This window comes from Dactylosporangium sp. NPDC006015 (assembly GCF_040614215.1).
In the GTDB taxonomy this organism is placed as follows: Bacteria; Actinomycetota; Actinomycetes; order Mycobacteriales; family Micromonosporaceae; genus Dactylosporangium; species Dactylosporangium maewongense.
Map to the genome: position 1 here is coordinate 1 of NZ_JBEXUD010000051.1, position 17459 is coordinate 17459.

Consider the following 17459-nt stretch of genomic DNA (forward strand, 5'->3'; position numbering starts at 1 on the left):
GCCCAGCATCCGCGGTTCACGGTCGCGACCGGCTGCCCGGTGTTCTTCTGCGACCCGCACAGCCCGTGGCAGCGAGGCAGCAACGAGAACACCAAGGGCCTGCTGCGGGAGTACTACCCCAAAGGCATCCACAGCTTCGCCAGCACCACCCAGGCCGAACTGGACGCCACCGCCGCCCAGCTCAACCGACGACCCCGTGAAACACTCGGCTGGCGAACCCCGGCAGAGAAACTCGAAGAACTCCTCACCAGCGGTGTTGCAACCACATCTTGAAACCGCCGCTGGTGGCCAGATCGGTCCTTGGATCATGCGGGTGCGTCAGTGTCGGACCTGCGAGCGTGGTGCCCGGCTCTCGATGCCCGGTGATGCTTGCGGGCGAAGTCTGCGGTGGCACCGGAGGCGCCGCGCGCACCCGCATGGTGGCCACCCGTGCCGGTACCTCGGATCACCTGACGTCCCCTCCCGAGCATGGCAACACGGGACGACCACCGCCCTGCCAAACCCGCCTCGGCTCGTGCCGGCCTCGGGCCACGCCGGCCTTGGGGCAGGCCCGGGTTCTGGTCATGCCGGGCTCCGCTCGCGTTGGGCCTTGGGTCGCGTTGGGCTCCGGTCATGCCGAGCTGTGAGGACACCCGGGCTGCGGGCACATCGGGCTCGGGCCGCGCCCGGGCTCTGGTCGCGTCGGGTTCTGGGCGTGTTGGGCCATGAGGTTGCCAGTCCCGGTTGGGCTGGGCCCTGATCGCGCTGGGTTCTGGGCATGCCGGGGCCGGGGGACTTGAAGCTCGTACGCCACTGCGGCGAGCGCGGCCCAGCTGCTACCTCCGTGTGCGTGCCTCCTCAGGGTGCGACGGGAAAGGATGCGCCCGGTGGACAGGCGTACGCGGCGAGTGGCACCCCGGAGCGCGCGGTGTCCCCGTGCGCCCGACGGGCCAGATGCGCGCGGCGTCCCGGTGTGCCCGACGGCCCACATGCGCGCGACGGACCGCTGCGCTCGGCGGGCCAGGTTGTCTGGCGGGGCGCGGGCGCAGCGGCCGGCGGGCGGTGGGGATGGTGGGGATGGTGGTGGGTCAGGACAGGATGGTGGTGATGGTGGGCTCGTCGCCTGAGGTGAACGCTGTGAGCAGTGCGGCGAACTGGTCCGCTGGCAGGATGCGGATGCCGAGCTGCTCGGCCTTGTCGGCCTTGGAGCCGGCGCCGTCGCCGACGACGACCAGGTCGGTGCGCTTCGAGACGGAGCCGGAGGACTTGCCGCCGAGGCGTTCGACGGCCTCGTTGCCCTCGTCGCGGGTGAGGCCGGGGACGGAGCCCGTGACGACGACGGTCATCGGGGTGCCGTCGGGGCGGCGTAGCGGCAGGGCGATGGTGGCAGGGGAGTCGACGTCGGAGTCGTCGGTGGTGGCGGCGGGCGGTGCGGGCAGGTCGGGCTCGGTCATGTTGACGCCGTGGGCGACGAGCTTCTCGATGACCGGGGCCAGGTCGACCAGCTCGGCGGCGACGGTCACGGCGCGCTCCGGGCCGACGCCCTCGACCTGCTTCAGGTCCTCGACGGACGCGTCCAGCAGGGCCTGCATCGTGCCGAAGTGGCGGGCCAGGCGGCGGGACATGGAGCGGCCCGTCATGCGCACGCCGAGGCCCGTCAGCACGCGGGCGAGCGGCTGGCTCTTGGAGGCCTCGATGGCGGCGACGAGCTTCGTCGCGGAGACCTCGCCCATCCGGTCCAGGCCGGCGACCGTCGGGACGTCGAGGTCGTAGAGGTCCGCCGGGTCGGTGACGAGGCCCGCGGCGACGACCATGTCGATGATCTTGCCGCCGAGGCCTTCGATGTCCATGGAGTGGCGGGCGGCGTAGTACGCCAGGGACTCGTGGGCGCCGCAGACCCGGCCGCGGGTGCAGCGCCAGCGCTTCTGGGTGCGGTCGATCTCGCCGTCGCAGCGGGGGCACGTGGCCGGTGGCTCGAACGGCACCGAGTCCGCCGGGCGCTCGTCGAGCTTGGCGCCGGTGATCTCCGGGATGACGTCGCCGGCGCGGCGGACGAACACCATGTCGCCCGGGCGCACGTTGCGCCGGACGAGGTCGTCGAAGTTGTGCAGCGTGGCGAACGTGACGGTCACGCCGTCGACCTGCACCGGCTCCAGCACCGCGACCGGGGTGATCACGCCGGTCCGGCCGATCTGCACCTTGATCTCCAGCAGCCGGGTCATGCGCGTGTCGGCGGGGAACTTGAACGCCACGCCCCACCGCGGCGCCCGGCTGGACGAGCCGGCGGCGTCGCGGTCGGCGGGCAGGTCGGCCTTGATGACCGCGCCGTCGATGCCGAACCCGAGCGTGCCCCGGCTCGCGCTCAGGGCGTGCACTGCGGTGAGGATCTCGTCGATGGTCTGGCACACGGGCGTCCCGGCGACCGAGCCGCCGGTCGTGGCGACCCCCAGCCGCTCCAGCTCCGCCATCGCCTCGGAGTGCGGGCCGGCCGGCGGCTCGTCGCGGTGCACGGAATAGGCGAAGAACGACAGCGGCGCGTCATAGGTGCGGTCCTGCGCGCGCAGCGTGCCGGCGGCGGCGCTGCGCGGGTGCGCGAACGCCTGCTCGCCCGTGCCCGTGCGCATCGCATTGGCCACCTCGAAGTCGGCGTCGGTCATGAAGACCTCGCCGCGCACCTCGAGCGTCAACGGCGCGGCGAGCCGCTCCGGCAGCCCCGCCGCCCGCCGGGCCTGCCCGGTGACGTCCTCGCCGGCGCGGCCGTCGCCGCGGGTCGCGACCTGCACGAGCCGGCCGTCGACATAGCGCGCGGCGATCGCCAGCCCGTCGATCTTCGGCTCGACGGTGAACCCACCGACCGGCCGCCCCACGAGCTTCTCCAGGCGGGCCGCCCACTTGTGCAGCGTGTCCTCGTCGAACACGTTGTCGAGGCTGAGCATCGGGGTGCTGTGCACGACGTCGCCGACGACCCCGCCGCCGGCGCCGACGACCTCGGTCGGGGACTCGTCGGCCTTCCAGTCCGGATGGGCCGCCTCCGTCGCCGCGACCCGGGCCAGCAGCGCGTCATACAGCGCGTCGTCCATGGCGAGGTCGGGCCCGCTGTAGTAGGCGGCGGCCGCCTCCCGGACCTCACCGACGGCGGCCCGATACTCCTCGGCGCTCGCGAACGGCTCCGCCCGCGCGGCGTCGACGACCAGCCCTGCACCAGCTTCCTGCACCACGGCATCCCCTCTCCAGATGCCAGCAGCCTAGCCACCGGGTACGACAAAAAACGGCACGACAAACGGGGCACCAACAACGGTGCTACCGTGCGCCCATGCCCGCCTACATCAAGTCGGTCACGTTCGACAGCGTGGACGCGCTGGTGCTGGCCCGGTTCTGGGCCGCCGCGCTCGGCACCGACGTCGCCGAGGAGTCCACATCGGACAGGGCGTTCGTCGAGGCGGCGGGCTGGGGCGGCCCGAACATCTGGTTCGCGCGCGTGCCGGAGGGCAACGAGTTCTGCGTCGAATAGGCAGAAAGCCCAGGGTCATCCGAACGGCCATTTCCGTCCCCGCAAGGACCCCCAGCACGCGGTATACCGGTCGGCACGGCGTACCGTGGCAGCGCTAACATCAACATGGGGGGAGGGCGATGCGTCCAACGAGCCAGGGCCGGGCAGCGGTCATGAACGACGTCGCGCGACTCGCCGGCGTGTCCCACCAGACCGTGTCCCGGGTCCTCAACCAGCACCCGAGCGTCAGCCCCGCCACGCGTGAGCGGGTGCTCGAGGCGGTCCGGCAGCTCAACTACCGCCCCAACGCGATGGCCCGGGGCCTCGCGGGGCGGCGTTCGCGGGTGATCGGCGTCGTCAGCTTCGACACGATTCTCTACGGCCCCGCCTCGACGCTGCTGGGCATCGAGCGCGCCGCCCGCGCCGCCGGCTATGGCGTCAGCATCGTCACGCTGGAGCAGGTCGACCACAGCGGCATGGTGTCCGCCCTGGAGGCCCTCGCCGACCAGTCCGTCGCCGGCGTCGTCGTCATCGCCCCACAGACCGCGGCCGCCGCGGCGCTGCACAGCCTCCCGCTCGGCGTCGCCGCCGTGGCCGTCGAGGCGGTCGTCGGCGGCGAGATCCCCGCGATCTCCGTCGACCAGGTCACCGGCGCCCGCCTGGCCGTGCAGCACCTGCTGGGCCTCGGCCACCGCAAGGTCTGGCACCTGTCCGGCCCCCGCGACTGGCTGGAGACCCACGGCCGCATCGAGGGCTGGCGCGGCACGCTCGAGGACGCCGGCCTGCCCGCCCCGCCGCTCATGACCGGCGACTGGTCCGCCCGCTCCGGCTACCAGGCCGGCCTCGAGCTGGCCCGCCGCGACGACGTCACCGCCGTCTTCGCCGGCAACGACCAGATGGCCCTCGGCATGATGCGCGCGTTCCACGAGCACGGCATCCGCGTCCCCGACGACATCAGCATCGTCGGCTTCGACGACATCCCGGAGGCCGAGTTCCTGTCCCCGCCGCTGACCACGATCCGGCAGGACTTCGACGAGGTCGGCCGCCGCTGCATCGCCGCCCTGCTCCGCGCCATCGAGGCCGACCTCCCCGAAGGCCCCGACCGCCCCGAGCCCGACCCCCGCGTCGCCCCCACCCTCGTCCTGCGCCGCAGCACAGCCGCCCCGAAAAGCTGAAGAACAAGAACAAGAGCAAGGCCATGGCTCCGGTCCGCCGTGGCCGCGACCGTTGCTCCCGCAGCCAACGGTCGGGCCTTGGCGGCCCTCCCTGCACGTCCGCGTGTAGTTGCGCAGACCGCGGCGCCGGCCGGGGCGCCTCCGCGCCCCGTCCGGCCAAGGCCGCGACACGGCCTGCGGCCGTGAACACCCCGCCCGGCACGGCCGACATGATCAAGTAGCGGATCCGGTCGCCATGACGACCGGATCCGCTATGCGATCAGCGAGGCGGCTCAGCGGCAGGTCCAGGCGAACGGTTCGATGGAGCCGCCCGTGCTCTTCGTGGCCGCGCCGGCCAGGAGCCTGCCGTCGGCGCTGACGGATTCGATCTGCGCGTGGTTGTACCCGCGAGGAGCCGGCACCGGGGTCACCGTGGCGCCGGTCCAGCGCACGACGCCGTCGAAGCGGTTGACGAGGACGGTCCCGTCGGCGGTGACGCTGTTGCCGCCGGCGAAGATGTCCGGGGCGACCAGCGGCTCGACCGTGCCGGCGGACAGGTGCCAGCGGGCCGGTGGGATGTCGCCGGCGCCCGTACGGCGCCCGGTCGCGGCGTCGAAGCCGTTCATCGCCAGGAAGTTCACCGGGCCGATGACCCAGTCGCCGGCGATGCGCTGCGCGACGCCGCCGGGCCGGCCGGGCGGGGTCGGCAGGACCGTGGTGGAGAGGTCGGCGTTCCACAGCACCGGCTGCTCGCCCTGGTTGAAGTCGCCGACGATGCGCCCGTCGTCGGCGATGTCGTGGGCGGCCGAGGAACTGCCGGACGGGGTCGGCAGCAGCACCGCGACGTCGGGTGCGCTGTGCCGCCACAGGACGGCGCGGAACTTCTTGCCCGGCATGGTGGCCTCGCCGACGATGTCGCCGGCGGCGTTGATGCCCTGCGCGCTGACCGACAGGGCGCCGGACGGCTTCGGCAGGAAGGCGAGCGTCCCCTGTGTGGTGGTGCGGAAGGCGGCCCCGTCGGGCGACCCGCCCTGCCTGCCGACGGCGGTGCCGGCCGAGCTCACCGCCGTGACCTGCAGCCGCTGCCCGTCGCTGAACCGCTGGACCTCCACGCCGTCGCGGTACACGACGATCAGGCCGGGATCGGGTGCCCGGTTGAACACCAGGTAGCGCCCGCTCGGGTCGGTGTGCGCGGAGCCGATGTCCTCCTCCCCGACGGGCAGGCGGGTGGCCACACAACCGGACGGGTCGGCGCTGACGGTCGGCGACGGCGTCGGCGCGGGATCCGAGGGAGTGCCCTGCGGTGCCCGTACCGCGGCCGCGACGCCGACGGAGACGATGAGGACGACGAGTGCCGCGCACACGCCGGTGACCACGCCGCGGCGCCGCCGCACCCGGGCACGCCCGGCGGCGATGACGTCGCCGACCCCGACCCGGCTGTCCGGCACGGGCTCGTCGGTCAGGATCGCGAACGGGTTGTCGTTCATGCCGCGCTCCTCGTGCGCTCGTCGAGCATGCGGCGCAGGTTGCCCAGGCCGCTGAAGGTCTGCCGTTTCACCGTGCCCTCGGAGCGGCCGAGGATCCGCGCCACCTCGGCGACCGGCAGGTCGCACAGGTAGCGCAGGACGACGACCGTGCGCTGCCCTTCCGGCAGCCGCCGCAGCGCCGCCCGCAGCACCATCCGCTGCTCGACGAGCGGGTCGTCGGCCGCGACGGGCACGTCCGGGGTGGTCGCGCGCAGCTGGACCCTCGCCCACCAGCGCCGCCGGTCGGAGAGGCAGGACCGCACGACCATGGTGTGCACGTAGGCGTCGAGGTTCTCCACGTCGCGCATCCGGGACCAGCGCTGGTAGAGGACGGTCAGGGCGTTCTGCACCGCGTCGTCGGCCTTGTGGCGGTCACCGAGCAGCTGGAATGCGAGCCGGTGCAGGCGCGGTATCCGCGCCTGCACATACAGGCTGAAGTCATGTTCGCGGTCCGCGCGCACCGTGATGGGTCCCTTCCCTGGACGTTCCACCCCATTGATGCGACCCGGCGCCCCGGTGGTTGACTGCGCGGCGTGACAAGTTTCAGGGTGCCTCGCCGGTGCGCACGGCGAGCGCCTCGTTCACCGCGACCCGGGCCCGCCGCAGCGCCTCGGCCAGCCGTTCCGCGGTGAGGGCGGCCCCGCCGGACATGCGCCCGGGCGGATCGAGCCGCCAGTCCTGGACGGTCGGCCCCGTGTCGGACTGCGTGACGACCCGCATCTCGTAGCGCTCCACGCTGCGCACCTGCGCGGCGTGCAGGTCGTCGTAGCGCAGCCGCGAGTGCACGCCCCACACGTGGTGCACGGCGCGGTCGGTGAAGGCGAGCACCCCGTCGCGCGCCAGCGGCCAGACGAGCAGGAGCGTCTCGTCGTCCTCCAGCCCTGGCACCGGGTGTGACATCGCCGCCTGCAGCGTCGAGCCCAGCGTCGCCCGGATGCTCTGCAGCGCGGCGATCCGCGCGGCGGTCGGCCGCGTGCCGGACACCGGGAACGGCAGCGCCTCCGTGAGGTGCGGATGGTTGGCGGCGACCCAGGCGGCGAGCACGTAGGAGGCGGGCGTGGCCGGCCCGCGCAGCAGGGGGCGGAAGTGCTCGGGCGCGGTGCCGCAGGCGACGAGGTCGTCGACGAACGACGTCAGGTCGTCGATCGGGCACTGCGCGCCGGCCGCGGCGAGGAAGTCGAACAGCACGTGCCCCGGCAGCAGGTCCCGGATCCCGGTGAACGCCGCCAGCAGGTCCGGCGGCCGGCCCCGCGCCGCGACCTGGGCGTAGTCGCGGTGGCAGCCGGAGCGCACGTGCGGGGAGAGACGGGCGAAGAACGCCGCGGCGGTGGCGACCGGGGCGCGGGCGAGCCGCTCGGCGAGGTCCCACCGGAACGCGCGGTCGTCGGCCAGGAACGCCGACACGAACCCGTCGGCGTCGGCGTCCGGGTCGGCGCAGACGTACGCGACGACCACCCCGGCGACGCCCGCGACGAGCGGGTCGGAGCGCGACAGCGCCCGCCGCCCGTGCAGCAGCGCGTCGAGCGCGGCGAGCGGCTCGCTGAACAGCCTGGGCTGCCGCGCCCGCAGTAGGTCGGCGGCGGCCACCGTCTCGCCGTGCCCGATGAGGTGTACCGCGATCTCGGCGACCTCGGCGACGGGGCGGGCCGCGACGGCGGCGCCGGTGTGCCGGGCCAGGTCGCCCCCGCCGGTCGCGCGATGCAGGCCGGCGACGAGCGCGGCGACCCGCTCGGGCGACCCGGCCGCGGCGGTGGTCAGGACCCGCCGGACCGCGACGTCCGGCCCGGCGGCGGCCGCCGCGACCGCGGCCGCGGCCAGATCCCGGCCGGACAACGCGAACACCACCGGCTCGGCGCCGCCCGCCGACCCGGGAGCGGCCTGCGCCGCGGACCCGGACGGTGCGCCAGGCGGCGGGTCCGCCAGGGCGGCGCGCAGCTCCTCGACCGACGCACCGGAGAAGGCCTTCAGCAGCAAGGCACCGGAAGAGATGGCGGGGGCGGGTGGCGGCGGGTCCGCGGTGGGGGGAGACCAGCCGGCCGTCGCGGTGGCCCGCTGCTCCAGGAGCCGGTTGGCGTCGATCGGGCGGCCCGCGTCGTGCAGGTGCCTGATGTACGCGATCGTGCTCTCGACCGGCCGCCCCGCCGCGGCCAGCTGCAGGACGGTCAGGGCGTCGCCGGGGCTGCGACCGTCGCGGAGCAGGTCGGTGAGGGCGAGCAGGTCGGGGTCCGGCAACCGCCCGGCGAGCCGCGCCATGGCGTCGCCGGCCGGCAGCTCCGCGTGCCGCAGCGCGTCGAGCAGCTCCGCCGCGGCGGAGGGATTCGCGCACGCCCGGGCGGCGCCGTCGACCAGCGCGGTGCCCTGCGCCCCGTGGCCGGCGCGGACCATCGCCGCGGCCAGGTCGACGACGGCTGCCGGTGGTCGCTCGACGATGACGTCGGCGGCCACCTCGTACAGGTGGAACGCCGGCTCCTCGTGCCCGCCGTCGCGCAGGGCGTCGGCGAGGGCGGCGGCGTCGGCGGCGGGCATGGACGCGCTGACCCGGCGCAGCGCCGCCTCGGCCGCGTCCCGCAGCCCCGACGTCCACAGGGCGCCGACGAGCGCGATCATCGCCGCGGGCCGGCCGATGCGGTTGCGGACGGCGGCGTCGAGCAGGGGCGCCTGCCGGTCGCCGAGCAGCGGGCCGAGCGCGACGATCCGCCGCCCGTCGCCGGCCGCGGCGGACCGCACGACGTCATCGGCGATCGGGCCGAGACCGAGTTCCTCGAGGTCCGCGACGAGCCCCGCGACGGTCCCGGGGGAGCGGCGGGCGGCGGCGTCGAGCAGGACGCCCACCGAGGGGTCGGTGCGCATGGCGTACGCGAGCGCGGCCACCTCCTGCGTCGGCCGCGTGGAGCCGGCCGCGACGAGCAGGTCGGTGGCGGTCACGCCGCCGGGCGGGTCGGCGAGCAGCGCGATGAGCCGGGAGGGGTTCAGTCCGCGGCCGGCGGTGGTGTACGCCGGAGCGACCGGCTGCTGTGGCGGTGCCGACAGGGGCGCCCGGCCGGCCCGGTTCCGGGCGAGCGCGATGGCGTGGCCGTCGTTGCGGGCGCGGGCCTGTGGCATCGGCCGGCGTTTCGCGGACAGCTCGGCGGCGAGCTGCCAGTACACCGCCTCCATCTCCAGCACGTCGGCGCCGTTGGGCAGCCCGTCGCGCAGGACGGTGACGAGCTCGCCGGTGAAGGCGGTGAACTCCTCGTCGGGCGGCGCGTAGGCGAGCGCGGTCTCGGCGGCGGCGGTCAGCACGTAGCTGTTGCCGACCACGACCCGGTCGGCGACGGTCGCGGGGTCGCCCATCGCGCCGGCCAGGGCCAGGCCGCTGTAGCAGCAGTCCAGCAGCACGACCTTGGAGCGGCAGCGGCGCGCCCCGGCGATGAGGCGGCGCACGTCCTCGAACCGCACGGCACCGTGGATGGGCGACGGCGTGGTGCGGGGGAGCGTCAGGTACAGCTCGAACGTGTCCGGCTCGATGAGCCCGTGCCCCGCGTAGTAGAACACCAGCGCGTCGCGCGCGTCCCGGGCGGCGTCGTGCAGCGCGTCGAGGATGTCGTCGGCGGATGCCGGGTCCTGCACGACCGTGCAGTGCGCCGCGGGCAGCCCCCAGATGTCGGGGTCGGTGAGCAGCGCGGCGAGGTGCCGCAGGTTGTTGGGGACCGCGGGCAGCGGCTCCAGGACGTCGAACGCGCCGGCACCCACGAGGACCGCCCTGGAGGCGAGCGGATCAGGCAGCCGCATCGTCGTCCTGTGTGGGCGGCGGTGGCGACGGTACAGGCGGCGCCGGCGGCCCCGGAGAAGGCGCGGGCGCGGGCGCAGGCGCAGGCCCGGGAGCAGGCGACGGCGCGGGTGGCAGCGCGGCGAGCAGGGTCGCCCGGATCCGTTCGAGCGTCTCGGGTGAGGAGTCCGAAGCGGTCACCGAGATCCCCTCGACGGTGAACACGATCGGCGGCGCGTCCGGCCGGGCCCGCCGCCACGACGCGAACGCCAGGACGAGCCCCCCGACCGCCACCGCGTGCGTCAGCACGAGGTCGATGACGTCGAGCGCGCCCATGTGCCCGCCCGCGGAGCTGCGCTGGCTGATGTCGGCGTCGGCGGCCAGGCCGGGATCGCGCAGGAGCCAGCCGTGCAGGGTCTGCACCGCGTGGGCGTCGGACACGGAGGGGGTGGTCAACGACAGGCGCACCCGGCGATTCAAGCACCTCCCGAAGATCAACGGGTGACGGTGCCGTTACAGATACTGCGAAAGTCGACGGTAGCGCCGGCGAACCGGCGGGAATAGCATCGGCCGGTATCTTCACGCATGGGCTGATGCAAATGACACACCAGCCCAAGCGCGATCATTCATGCACGGGATCGAGGAATCGGGAAAAGCGTCAGCTGATCACATCAAAATTGCCGTGCTTGGCGTCGGACAGGAACGACTTCCAAGCGGCTGGACTGAACCGTAGAACGGCTCCGTCCGGATTCTTGCTGTCGCGCACACCGACAGCGGAGGCAGCGACTGTGACTTCCACACAGTTGTTGCCGCCGTTGCCGTTGCTGTGACTGCTTTTACGCCAGCCGGCGCCGGTGAATTGAGCGGGCAAAACGTTCACCTCCTTTCTCGTGAGCTGAGCCGGCCGCGCGGGAGCGGCCGCCGGCTCAGGCGAGCAGGCGTTCGATCAGGCGCACCGTCGACGCCTCGCTGAGGGCCTTCGTCTCGAGCCGCTCGAACTCGTCGCGGTAGCGCTTGACCTCCGCAGGCTGCTCCTCGTAGTAGTCCCCGGCAAGGCCCTCGAGGTAGATGACATCCAAGTGGGCGACGTCCGGGAACTCCAGGAACGTGATCGGCCCGCCCATGAACGGGTGCTCGCCGGCGGTGAACGGCACGATCCGCACCGACACGTTCGGCAGCGCCGCGACGTCGATGATCTTGCGGTACTGCTCCTGCATCACCGCCGGGCCGCCGACGACCCGGTGGATCACCGACTCGTCGAAGAGGGCCACGAGCTGCAGCGGGCTGGCCGCGGTGAGGCGCTCCTGGCGCAGCCGGCGCAGGGAGACCCGCCGCTCGATCGACTCCCTGGTGTCGTTGCGACGGCCGATGCCGATCAGCGCCCGCATGTAGTCCTCGCACTGCAGCAGGCCCGGCAGCACGATGGGCTCCCACACGCGGGTGATCGACGCGTCCGCCTCCATGCCGACGAAGTTCCCCGGCCGCATGACGTCGCGGTAGTCGGTCCACCACGTGCGTTGCTTGCTCTGCCGGGCCAGGGCCAGCAGCGCCTCCCGGTAGGCCGGGTCGCTGACCCCGTAGAGGGTCAGCAGGTCGTTGACGTCCCGGGCGTTGACCGGCACGCGTGCGTTCTCAATTCTGGTGACCTTGGCCGAGTGCCACTCGAAGTGCCGGGACACGGATTCCTGCGTGAATCCGGCTTCTTCGCGACTTTTCTTCAGTTCCGCGGCCAGTCGACGGCGGCGAAGCGTCGGGCCCTCGTCCTTTGCGGCGTCAATGTCCACGGTATTGATCATATGCAATTTGCGTGATGCGCATACCCCGAGTCTAGTACTCGTTGCACTACGCGCCGTGTCTGGTACATGATGCTCGGGGACATCGAAGCCAGCACATGCTGCTGGTTGTTCGCTGACGTGCTCGGGGCAGATCTCGAGGGAGCCGTGGTCGCGATGCTTGCCAACAGCTATTACCTGATTGCCCACGACGATCGAACCGGCCGGTCCAGGCTGCACCCACGTGCCGCCGGGCTCGGGCTGGCCTCCGCCCTGCTGGGTGAGCTGATGCTGTACGGACGGCTGCGCGCCATGACCGGCGACCTGTATGTCGTCAGCCAGGAGCCGCCCGGGGACTCCCTGGCCCACACCGTGCTCGACCTGCTGATCGCGCAACCGCAGCACCGCGAGATCCGCACCTGGCTGGCGTACCTCGCGGCCGACGCGACCGACCAGGTCGGCGAGCGGCTGCTGCGCGCCGGCGTGGTCGAGCCGGTCACCCGGCGCAAGCTGCTCAGCGCGTCGCAGACGCTGTACCTGCCGCAGACCGCCGAGCAGCGCAACACCGCCGCGTGGGAGTCGATCCGGCTGTCCGAGGCGCTCGCGCACCGGCGGTCCATGGGGCTGCACGACCGGTCGCTCATCGCGCTGGTCGTCGCGACCGGGCTGACCAGGCACGTCTTCGCCGGCGTCCAGGAGCAGCGCGAGTGCATGCGGCAGCTGCCCGCGATCATGGCGTCGCTGCCGGACGACCTGGTCCAGCTCGTCCAGTACACAGAGGCGGCGGTGGGCTCCGCGCTCGCTGTCGGCCGCCGGTGACGCGCACGGTGGGCCGACACCACTATCACCGCGGGAAGCTGCGCACCAGCACGGCCGACCGCGTGAGGAGACCGAACATGGCGCGTTTCGCACCGAGCGGGCCCGACATCGTGACCCGGGGTCTGGCCAGCAACCGTCTCGGCGTGCCGTCCATCGTGTTCTTCGGTGTCGCGGGAGCGGCGCCGCTGACCGTGATCCTCGGCGCCATCTCGACGATCTACGCCGTGGTCGGCAACATCGCCGTGCCGCTGGTGTACTTCGTCGCGGCGCTGATCCTGTCGCTGTTCACGGTCGGGTTCGTGGCGATGAGCCGGCACATCGTCAACTCCGGCGCGTTCTACTCCTACATCAGCCACGGGCTGGGCCGGGTCACCGGCGTGGCGGCGGCGTTCATCGCGCTGCCGGCCTACGCGGCGATGCAGATCGGCCTGTTCGGCCTGCTCGGCGTCGTGGCGAAGGGCGTGCTGGAGGCCAGCGGGATCCACACCAGCTGGTTCGTCTGCTCGCTGGTCGGCTGGTTCCTCATCGCCGTGCTCGGCGTGCTGTGGGTCGACCTCAGCGGCAAGGTCCTCGCCGTGCTGCTCACCGCCGAGATCACCATCGTGCTCATCTACGACGCGATCATGGTCGCCCACCCGGCCGGCGGCCGGGTGAGCACCGAGGCGCTCGACCCGGCGCAGCTGCTGACCCCCGAGGTCGCGGCGATGCTGGTGCTCGCGATCGCCGGCTTCGTCGGCTTCGAGGCGACCGTCGTGCTGTCCGAGGAGGCCAAGGACCCCAAGCGCACGATCGCCCGGGCCACCCACTGGGCGGTCCTGCTGCCGGGCCTGCTGTGCGGCGTCTCGGCGTGGGCGATGTCGGTGAACACCGGCTCCGGCAACATCGTGCAGGCGGCCAAGGACCAGGAGACCGACCTGGTCTTCGCGCTCGTCTCGCCGTACGTGCCCGAGGCGCTGATCAACGTCGGGTACGTGCTGTTCCTGACCAGCGTCTTCGCCGCGGCCCTGGCGTTTCACGCCGCGGTCGCCCGCTACCAGTTCGCCCTGGGGCGGGAGCGGGTGCTGCCCCGGCTGTGGGGGGTGGCGCACCCGCGCACCGGCGCGCCGCTGCTGGGGTCGATCACGCAGAGCCTGCTCGCGCTCGGGGTGCTGATCGTGTTCCAGGTGACCGGCATCGACCCGCTGATCCACCTGTTCGCCTGGGGCACCGTCGTCGGCGGTCTCGGCGTGCTGATGCTCATGTGGGGCGCGTCCGCCGCGGTCATCGCGTTCTTCCTCAGGCACCGCCGGCGGGAGAACTTCTGGCGGGCGCAGCTCGCGCCGCTGCTGGCGTTCCTGCTGCTCAGTGCGGTGCTCGCGGCGACCGTCATCGGGCTGGGCGACCTGCTGCAGGTCAACAACGACTCGGTCTTCAACTGGGTCTTCTCCGCCGCCTACGTCGTCTTCGCGATCGTCGGCATCATCTGGGCGCTGGTCATGCGCGCCGCGCGGCCGGACGCCTACGCCGGCATCGGCCGCGGCGCCGAGCAGCGGGTCATCCCGGAGGGCGCCGGGCTGCCCGTCTCGCACGCGCTGCCGCGCACCGCCGACGTCGTCCGCCACTCATAGCTCCCACCGCTCGCAGCTCCCACCACCGGCTCCACCGTGGACATCGAAAGAGGACGGTCATGACGCATGCCATACAGGATGTCGTCGTCCGCGACATCGAACCGGTCGACACCGACGCCATCACCGAGGTCCTCGTCGCCGCCATGAGCGACGGCCTGGTCGCCCGGTGGATGGCGCCGGACGCCGACGACCGGCGCGAGCACAGCCCCGAGTACTTCTCGATCTTCGCCGAGCACGCGGTGCGGCACGGCGAGGTGTACGCGACCGTCGACCCGTTCGACGGCAGGCCTTCCGGCGTCGCGCTGTGGTTCCCGCTCACGCACGCGATCCCGCCCCCGGTCGACTACGACCGGCGGCTCAAGGAGGCGGCCGGCCCCGCGTTCGACCGGGCCTGCCAGCTCGACGCGATGCTGGAGGAGGAGCACCCGATCGTCCCGCACCACTACCTGGCGTTCTTAGCCGTGCGGCCGGAGCGGCAGAACCTCGGCATCGGCAGCTCGCTGCTCGCCCGGCACCACCGCCGGCTCGACCGGGCCGGCATCCCCGCCTACCTGGAGGCCAACGACCCGCGCAACCGGGCGCTGTACCTGCGCCACGGCTACGAGAGCCGCCCGCCGATCCTGCTGCCGGACGGCCCGCCGGTCTGGCCGATGTGGCGCCCGCCGAGCGCGTGAACACGCCCGAGCTGCTGATCGACCTGGACAAGGTGGCGGCCGGGTACCGTGCCGTGACCGCGGGACTGCCGGGCATGACGGTGCACTACGCCATGAAGTGCAACCCGCACCCGGAGGTCCTCGCGGAGCTGCACGGCCTCGGCTGCCGCTTCGAGGTCGCGTCCGCGCCGGAGCTCGACCTGCTGACCACCGTCGGCGTCGACCCGGCCGGCGTGCTGTACAGCAACCCGGTCAAGCCCGTCGCCCACATCGCCCGCGCACACGCGAGAGGCCTGTGGCGCTTCGCGTTCGACTCCGAGGAGGAGCTGGACAAGCTCGCCGCCGCCGCACCCGGCGCGGCCGTGTTCGTCCGGCTCGCCGCGCACCAGATCCGCAGCGGCGTGCCCAGCGAGGGCAAGTTCGGCGTCGACGTCGCCACCGCCACCGCCCTGCTGCTCGGCGCCCGCGACCGGGGCCTGCGCCCCTTCGGCGTCGCCTTCCACGTCGGCTCGCAGATGCTGCTCCCGCAGGCGTGGCGGGCGCCGCTGCGCGCCGTCGCGCAGGTCATGGACAAGCTCGCCGCCGAGCAGGTGATGCTGGAGATGGTGGACGTCGGCGGCGGCTTCCCGGCCCGCTACGCCGGCCCGGTGCCGCCGTTGCCGGACTACGCGGCGGCGATCAGCACGGGCCTGGCCGGGCTGCCCTACGACGTCCCGGTCGTGATCGAGCCGGGCCGGGCCGTCGTCGCCGCGGCGGGCACGTTGCGGGCCTCGGTCATCGGCACCGCGCTACGCCACGGCCGGCGCTGGGTCCATCTCGACGTCGGCGCGTTCAACGGGCTGATGGAGAGCCTCGAGACGGGCAAAGAGCTGCGCTTCCCGGTCACCGACTCGCGCCGGGCCGGGGCCCGCGAGCGCTGCCATCTCACCGGCCCGACCTGCGACAGCCAGGACACCATCCTGTTCGACGTGGAGCTCTCCGCCGGGTTGCGGGCCGGCGACGAGGTGTACATCGGCAACGCTGGCGCGTACACCAGCGTCTACGCCTCGTCGTTCAACGGCTTCCCGCCCCCGTCGGTCCGCTGCACGCGAGGTTCCTAGGCACCGACGGCACCGACGGTACCGACGGCACCGACGGCACCGACGGCACCGACGGCGCGGGCGGCGCGAGTGGCGCGGGCGGCGGCACGCGGGGTTCCTAGGCGCCGGCGGTGCGGGCGGCGCTGGCGCGCACGACCAGCGACGGCGTCAGGTGCACGGGGGTCGTGGGCAGTGCCGTGCCGTCGAGGCGCGCGACGAGCAGGTCGACGCTGCGCCGCCCGAGCTCGGCGAAGTCCTGGTGGACGGTGGTGAGCGGGGGCAGGAAGTAGCCCGACTCGGGCATGTCGTCGAAGCCCACGATGCTCACGTCGTCGGGGACCGTGCGGCCCGCCTCGTGAAACGCGCGCAGCACGCCCAGGGCGATGTGGTCGTTGCCGCAGAAGACGGCCGTGACGGCGGGGTCGGCGGCGAGCAGCTGCCCGCGCAGGTAGCCGGACCGGGCCGACCAGTCGCCGGCCGCGACCGGCGGCACGGGCGCCCCGGCGGCGTGCAGCGTCTGCCGCCAGCCGTCGATCCGGTCCCTGCCCTCCGGCCAGTCGGCGGGGCCCGGGACGTGGTGGACGGTGCGGTGGCCCAGGTCGAGCAGGTGCCGGGTGGCCAGGCACGCGCCGCGGACGTTGTCGACCCGCAGCATCGGCACGGCGCCGTCGTCGGCGCCGCCCACCCCGACGGCCGGCGTGCCCGGCGGCGCCTGCGCGAGGGCGTCGGCGACGGAGTTCTTCGGGGCGATCGCGATGATCCCCTCGACCGCCTGGGCGCACAGCTGCTCGACGGCGTCGAGGACGGCGTGCCGGTCCAGCGACCGGACGGTGGCGATGCTGACGTAGTAGCCGGCCTCCCGGGCGGCCTTCTCGATCCCGTAGATCATCGACGCGGGCCCGGCGAGGGTGGTCTCGAAGCCGATCAGCCCGATCGTGCGCGACCTGCTCGTCACGAGCGTCCGCGCCGCGAGGTTGCGCCGGTAGTTGAGGATGCGCACGGCGTCCAGGACCCGGCTGCGGGTGCCGTCGCTGACGTTCGGCAGGTCGTTGAGCACCCGCGACACGGTCTGGTGCGACACCCCCGCGAGCCGCGCCACGTCGCGCATCCCGACCTTGCGCGGCGGCGGCGCCGGCACCGCGTCGGGCGCCGTGCCGCCGGCGTGCGCGACCGGCCCCCGCCGGCTGCGGTCGGGCCCGGTGGGGGAGGGGAACCCGGGCCGCCGGACCGGCACCGCCGTGAAAATCCCATCGCCGCCCGGCGGGCGACCGGCGGGCATGGGTCCGGTTTGTCCCGGCGCACGGCCTTCGATGTCCGAGGACTGCGCCAGGTTGCCCAGGGACATCTGGCCGCGAGCCGGAACATCACGCGAAGCAGCCCGTGCGTCACGGTCCGTCGAACCTGGACCGCCGTGAGCGGCGGAAGCACTACTTTCCGTAGGAGTGGGAGCACGTTCGGTGGAAGCGGGGGCGGTGGAGGCGGCGCGAGCGGAGGCTGCGCGGTCCCGCCCGGAGCGCGCGGGATGGGCCAACGAGCACCTCCGGTCACGAATCGACGTCACGGACTTGACGTCGGGGATGAGAACGCTAACACTCTCGACATACAAGCGCGACGGCCAATGTAATCCAGGCC

At 73.3% G+C, this 17459-nt stretch carries 15 protein-coding genes and 1 pseudogene; 8 read left to right on the forward strand and 8 right to left on the reverse strand.

The features are described from left to right. Window positions 1-273, forward strand: a pseudogene (locus ABZ321_RS48725) (IS30 family transposase); the annotation flags it as partial. 794 nt (window positions 274-1067) lie between these two features. Here the strand turns inward: ABZ321_RS48725 and ligA are convergent. Then, on the reverse strand, window positions 1068-3197 hold the full coding sequence (ligA, locus tag ABZ321_RS48730; protein WP_354903225.1) for an NAD-dependent DNA ligase LigA: 2130 nt from the start codon (window positions 3195-3197) through the stop codon (window positions 1068-1070). Window positions 3198-3292: 95 nt separating this feature from the next. Between ligA and ABZ321_RS48735 the strand changes: the two genes are divergently transcribed. Both ABZ321_RS48735 and ABZ321_RS48740 read left to right on the forward strand, forming a co-directional pair. Further along, window positions 3293-3490, forward strand: coding sequence for a VOC family protein (locus ABZ321_RS48735; protein ID WP_354903226.1), 198 nt, complete (start codon window positions 3293-3295; stop codon window positions 3488-3490). 152 nt (window positions 3491-3642) lie between these two features. Further along, complete coding sequence (locus tag ABZ321_RS48740; RefSeq protein ID WP_344498923.1) at window positions 3643-4644, forward strand: LacI family DNA-binding transcriptional regulator; 1002 nt, start codon at window positions 3643-3645, stop codon at window positions 4642-4644. Window positions 4645-4916: 272 nt separating this feature from the next. Here ABZ321_RS48740 and ABZ321_RS48745 read toward each other — a convergent pair whose 3' ends face one another. The 6 genes from ABZ321_RS48745 to ABZ321_RS48770 form a co-directional block, all read right to left on the reverse strand. Next, entirely contained in the window at window positions 4917-6110 is a 1194-nt protein-coding gene (locus ABZ321_RS48745; protein ID WP_354903228.1) for a hypothetical protein, read from the reverse strand. Continuing rightward, complete coding sequence (locus ABZ321_RS48750; RefSeq protein ID WP_344498927.1) at window positions 6107-6610, reverse strand: SigE family RNA polymerase sigma factor; 504 nt, start codon at window positions 6608-6610, stop codon at window positions 6107-6109. Before ABZ321_RS48750 ends, ABZ321_RS48745 begins: the two co-directional genes overlap by 4 nt. Window positions 6611-6692: 82 nt before the next feature. After that, window positions 6693-9920 carry a caspase family protein gene (locus tag ABZ321_RS48755; RefSeq protein WP_354903229.1) on the reverse strand — a complete coding sequence of 1076 codons (3228 nt, stop codon included), beginning with the start codon at window positions 9918-9920 and terminating at the stop codon, window positions 6693-6695. Continuing rightward, window positions 9907-10365 carry a hypothetical protein gene (locus ABZ321_RS48760; protein ID WP_354903231.1) on the reverse strand — a complete coding sequence of 153 codons (459 nt, stop codon included), beginning with the start codon at window positions 10363-10365 and terminating at the stop codon, window positions 9907-9909. The genes ABZ321_RS48755 and ABZ321_RS48760 overlap by 14 nt, the downstream gene beginning before the upstream one ends. Before the next feature lie 190 nt (window positions 10366-10555). Beyond that, window positions 10556-10768: a DUF397 domain-containing protein gene (locus tag ABZ321_RS48765; protein ID WP_344500678.1), complete on the reverse strand. Its 213-nt coding sequence runs from the start codon at window positions 10766-10768 to the stop codon at window positions 10556-10558. A 55-nt stretch (window positions 10769-10823) separates the two neighbouring features. Next, the gene (locus ABZ321_RS48770) at window positions 10824-11618 is read right to left on the reverse strand and encodes a helix-turn-helix transcriptional regulator (protein ID WP_354903298.1); all 795 of its coding nucleotides are present in this window, start codon (window positions 11616-11618) and stop codon (window positions 10824-10826) included. Here ABZ321_RS48770 and ABZ321_RS48775 point away from each other — a divergent pair. The 5 genes from ABZ321_RS48775 (at window position 11553) to ABZ321_RS48795 (ending at window position 15848) form a co-directional block, all read left to right on the forward strand. After that, window positions 11553-11708 carry a hypothetical protein gene (locus ABZ321_RS48775; RefSeq protein ID WP_354903302.1) on the forward strand — a complete coding sequence of 52 codons (156 nt, stop codon included), beginning with the start codon at window positions 11553-11555 and terminating at the stop codon, window positions 11706-11708. The two genes, ABZ321_RS48770 and ABZ321_RS48775, sit on opposite strands and share 66 nt — an antisense overlap. 138 nt (window positions 11709-11846) lie before the next feature. Then, window positions 11847-12488 carry a GPP34 family phosphoprotein gene (locus ABZ321_RS48780; RefSeq protein WP_344500680.1) on the forward strand — a complete coding sequence of 214 codons (642 nt, stop codon included), beginning with the start codon at window positions 11847-11849 and terminating at the stop codon, window positions 12486-12488. 77 nt (window positions 12489-12565) lie between these two features. Then, window positions 12566-14095 carry an APC family permease gene (locus ABZ321_RS48785; protein WP_344498935.1) on the forward strand — a complete coding sequence of 510 codons (1530 nt, stop codon included), beginning with the start codon at window positions 12566-12568 and terminating at the stop codon, window positions 14093-14095. 59 nt (window positions 14096-14154) lie between these two features. Beyond that, window positions 14155-14769 (forward strand): GNAT family N-acetyltransferase, encoded by a 615-nt coding sequence (locus ABZ321_RS48790; RefSeq protein WP_354903233.1) that lies wholly within the window; start codon window positions 14155-14157, stop codon window positions 14767-14769. Continuing rightward, a complete protein-coding gene (locus ABZ321_RS48795) occupies window positions 14766-15848 on the forward strand; it encodes a type III PLP-dependent enzyme (protein ID WP_354903234.1) in 1083 nt (360 codons plus the stop codon). The genes ABZ321_RS48790 and ABZ321_RS48795 overlap by 4 nt, the downstream gene beginning before the upstream one ends. A 97-nt stretch (window positions 15849-15945) precedes the next feature. Here ABZ321_RS48795 and ABZ321_RS48800 read toward each other — a convergent pair whose 3' ends face one another. Next, window positions 15946-17061 (reverse strand): LacI family DNA-binding transcriptional regulator, encoded by a 1116-nt coding sequence (locus tag ABZ321_RS48800; protein ID WP_354903236.1) that lies wholly within the window; start codon window positions 17059-17061, stop codon window positions 15946-15948. Between the last annotated feature and the right edge of the window lie 398 nt (window positions 17062-17459).

Coding starts and splice junctions, on each gene's coding strand:
- ABZ321_RS48740 (WP_344498923.1), top strand. CDS start 3,643: ATGAACGACGTCGCGCGACTCGCCGGCGTGTCCCACCAGACCGTGTCC.
- ABZ321_RS48785 (WP_344498935.1), top strand. CDS start 12,566: ATGGCGCGTTTCGCACCGAGCGGGCCCGACATCGTGACCCGGGGTCTG.
- ABZ321_RS48780 (WP_344500680.1), top strand. CDS start 11,847: ATGCTTGCCAACAGCTATTACCTGATTGCCCACGACGATCGAACCGGC.
- ABZ321_RS48745 (WP_354903228.1), bottom strand. CDS start 6,110: ATGAACGACAACCCGTTCGCGATCCTGACCGACGAGCCCGTGCCGGAC.
- ABZ321_RS48755 (WP_354903229.1), bottom strand. CDS start 9,920: ATGCGGCTGCCTGATCCGCTCGCCTCCAGGGCGGTCCTCGTGGGTGCC.
- ABZ321_RS48735 (WP_354903226.1), top strand. CDS start 3,293: ATGCCCGCCTACATCAAGTCGGTCACGTTCGACAGCGTGGACGCGCTG.
- ABZ321_RS48790 (WP_354903233.1), top strand. CDS start 14,155: ATGACGCATGCCATACAGGATGTCGTCGTCCGCGACATCGAACCGGTC.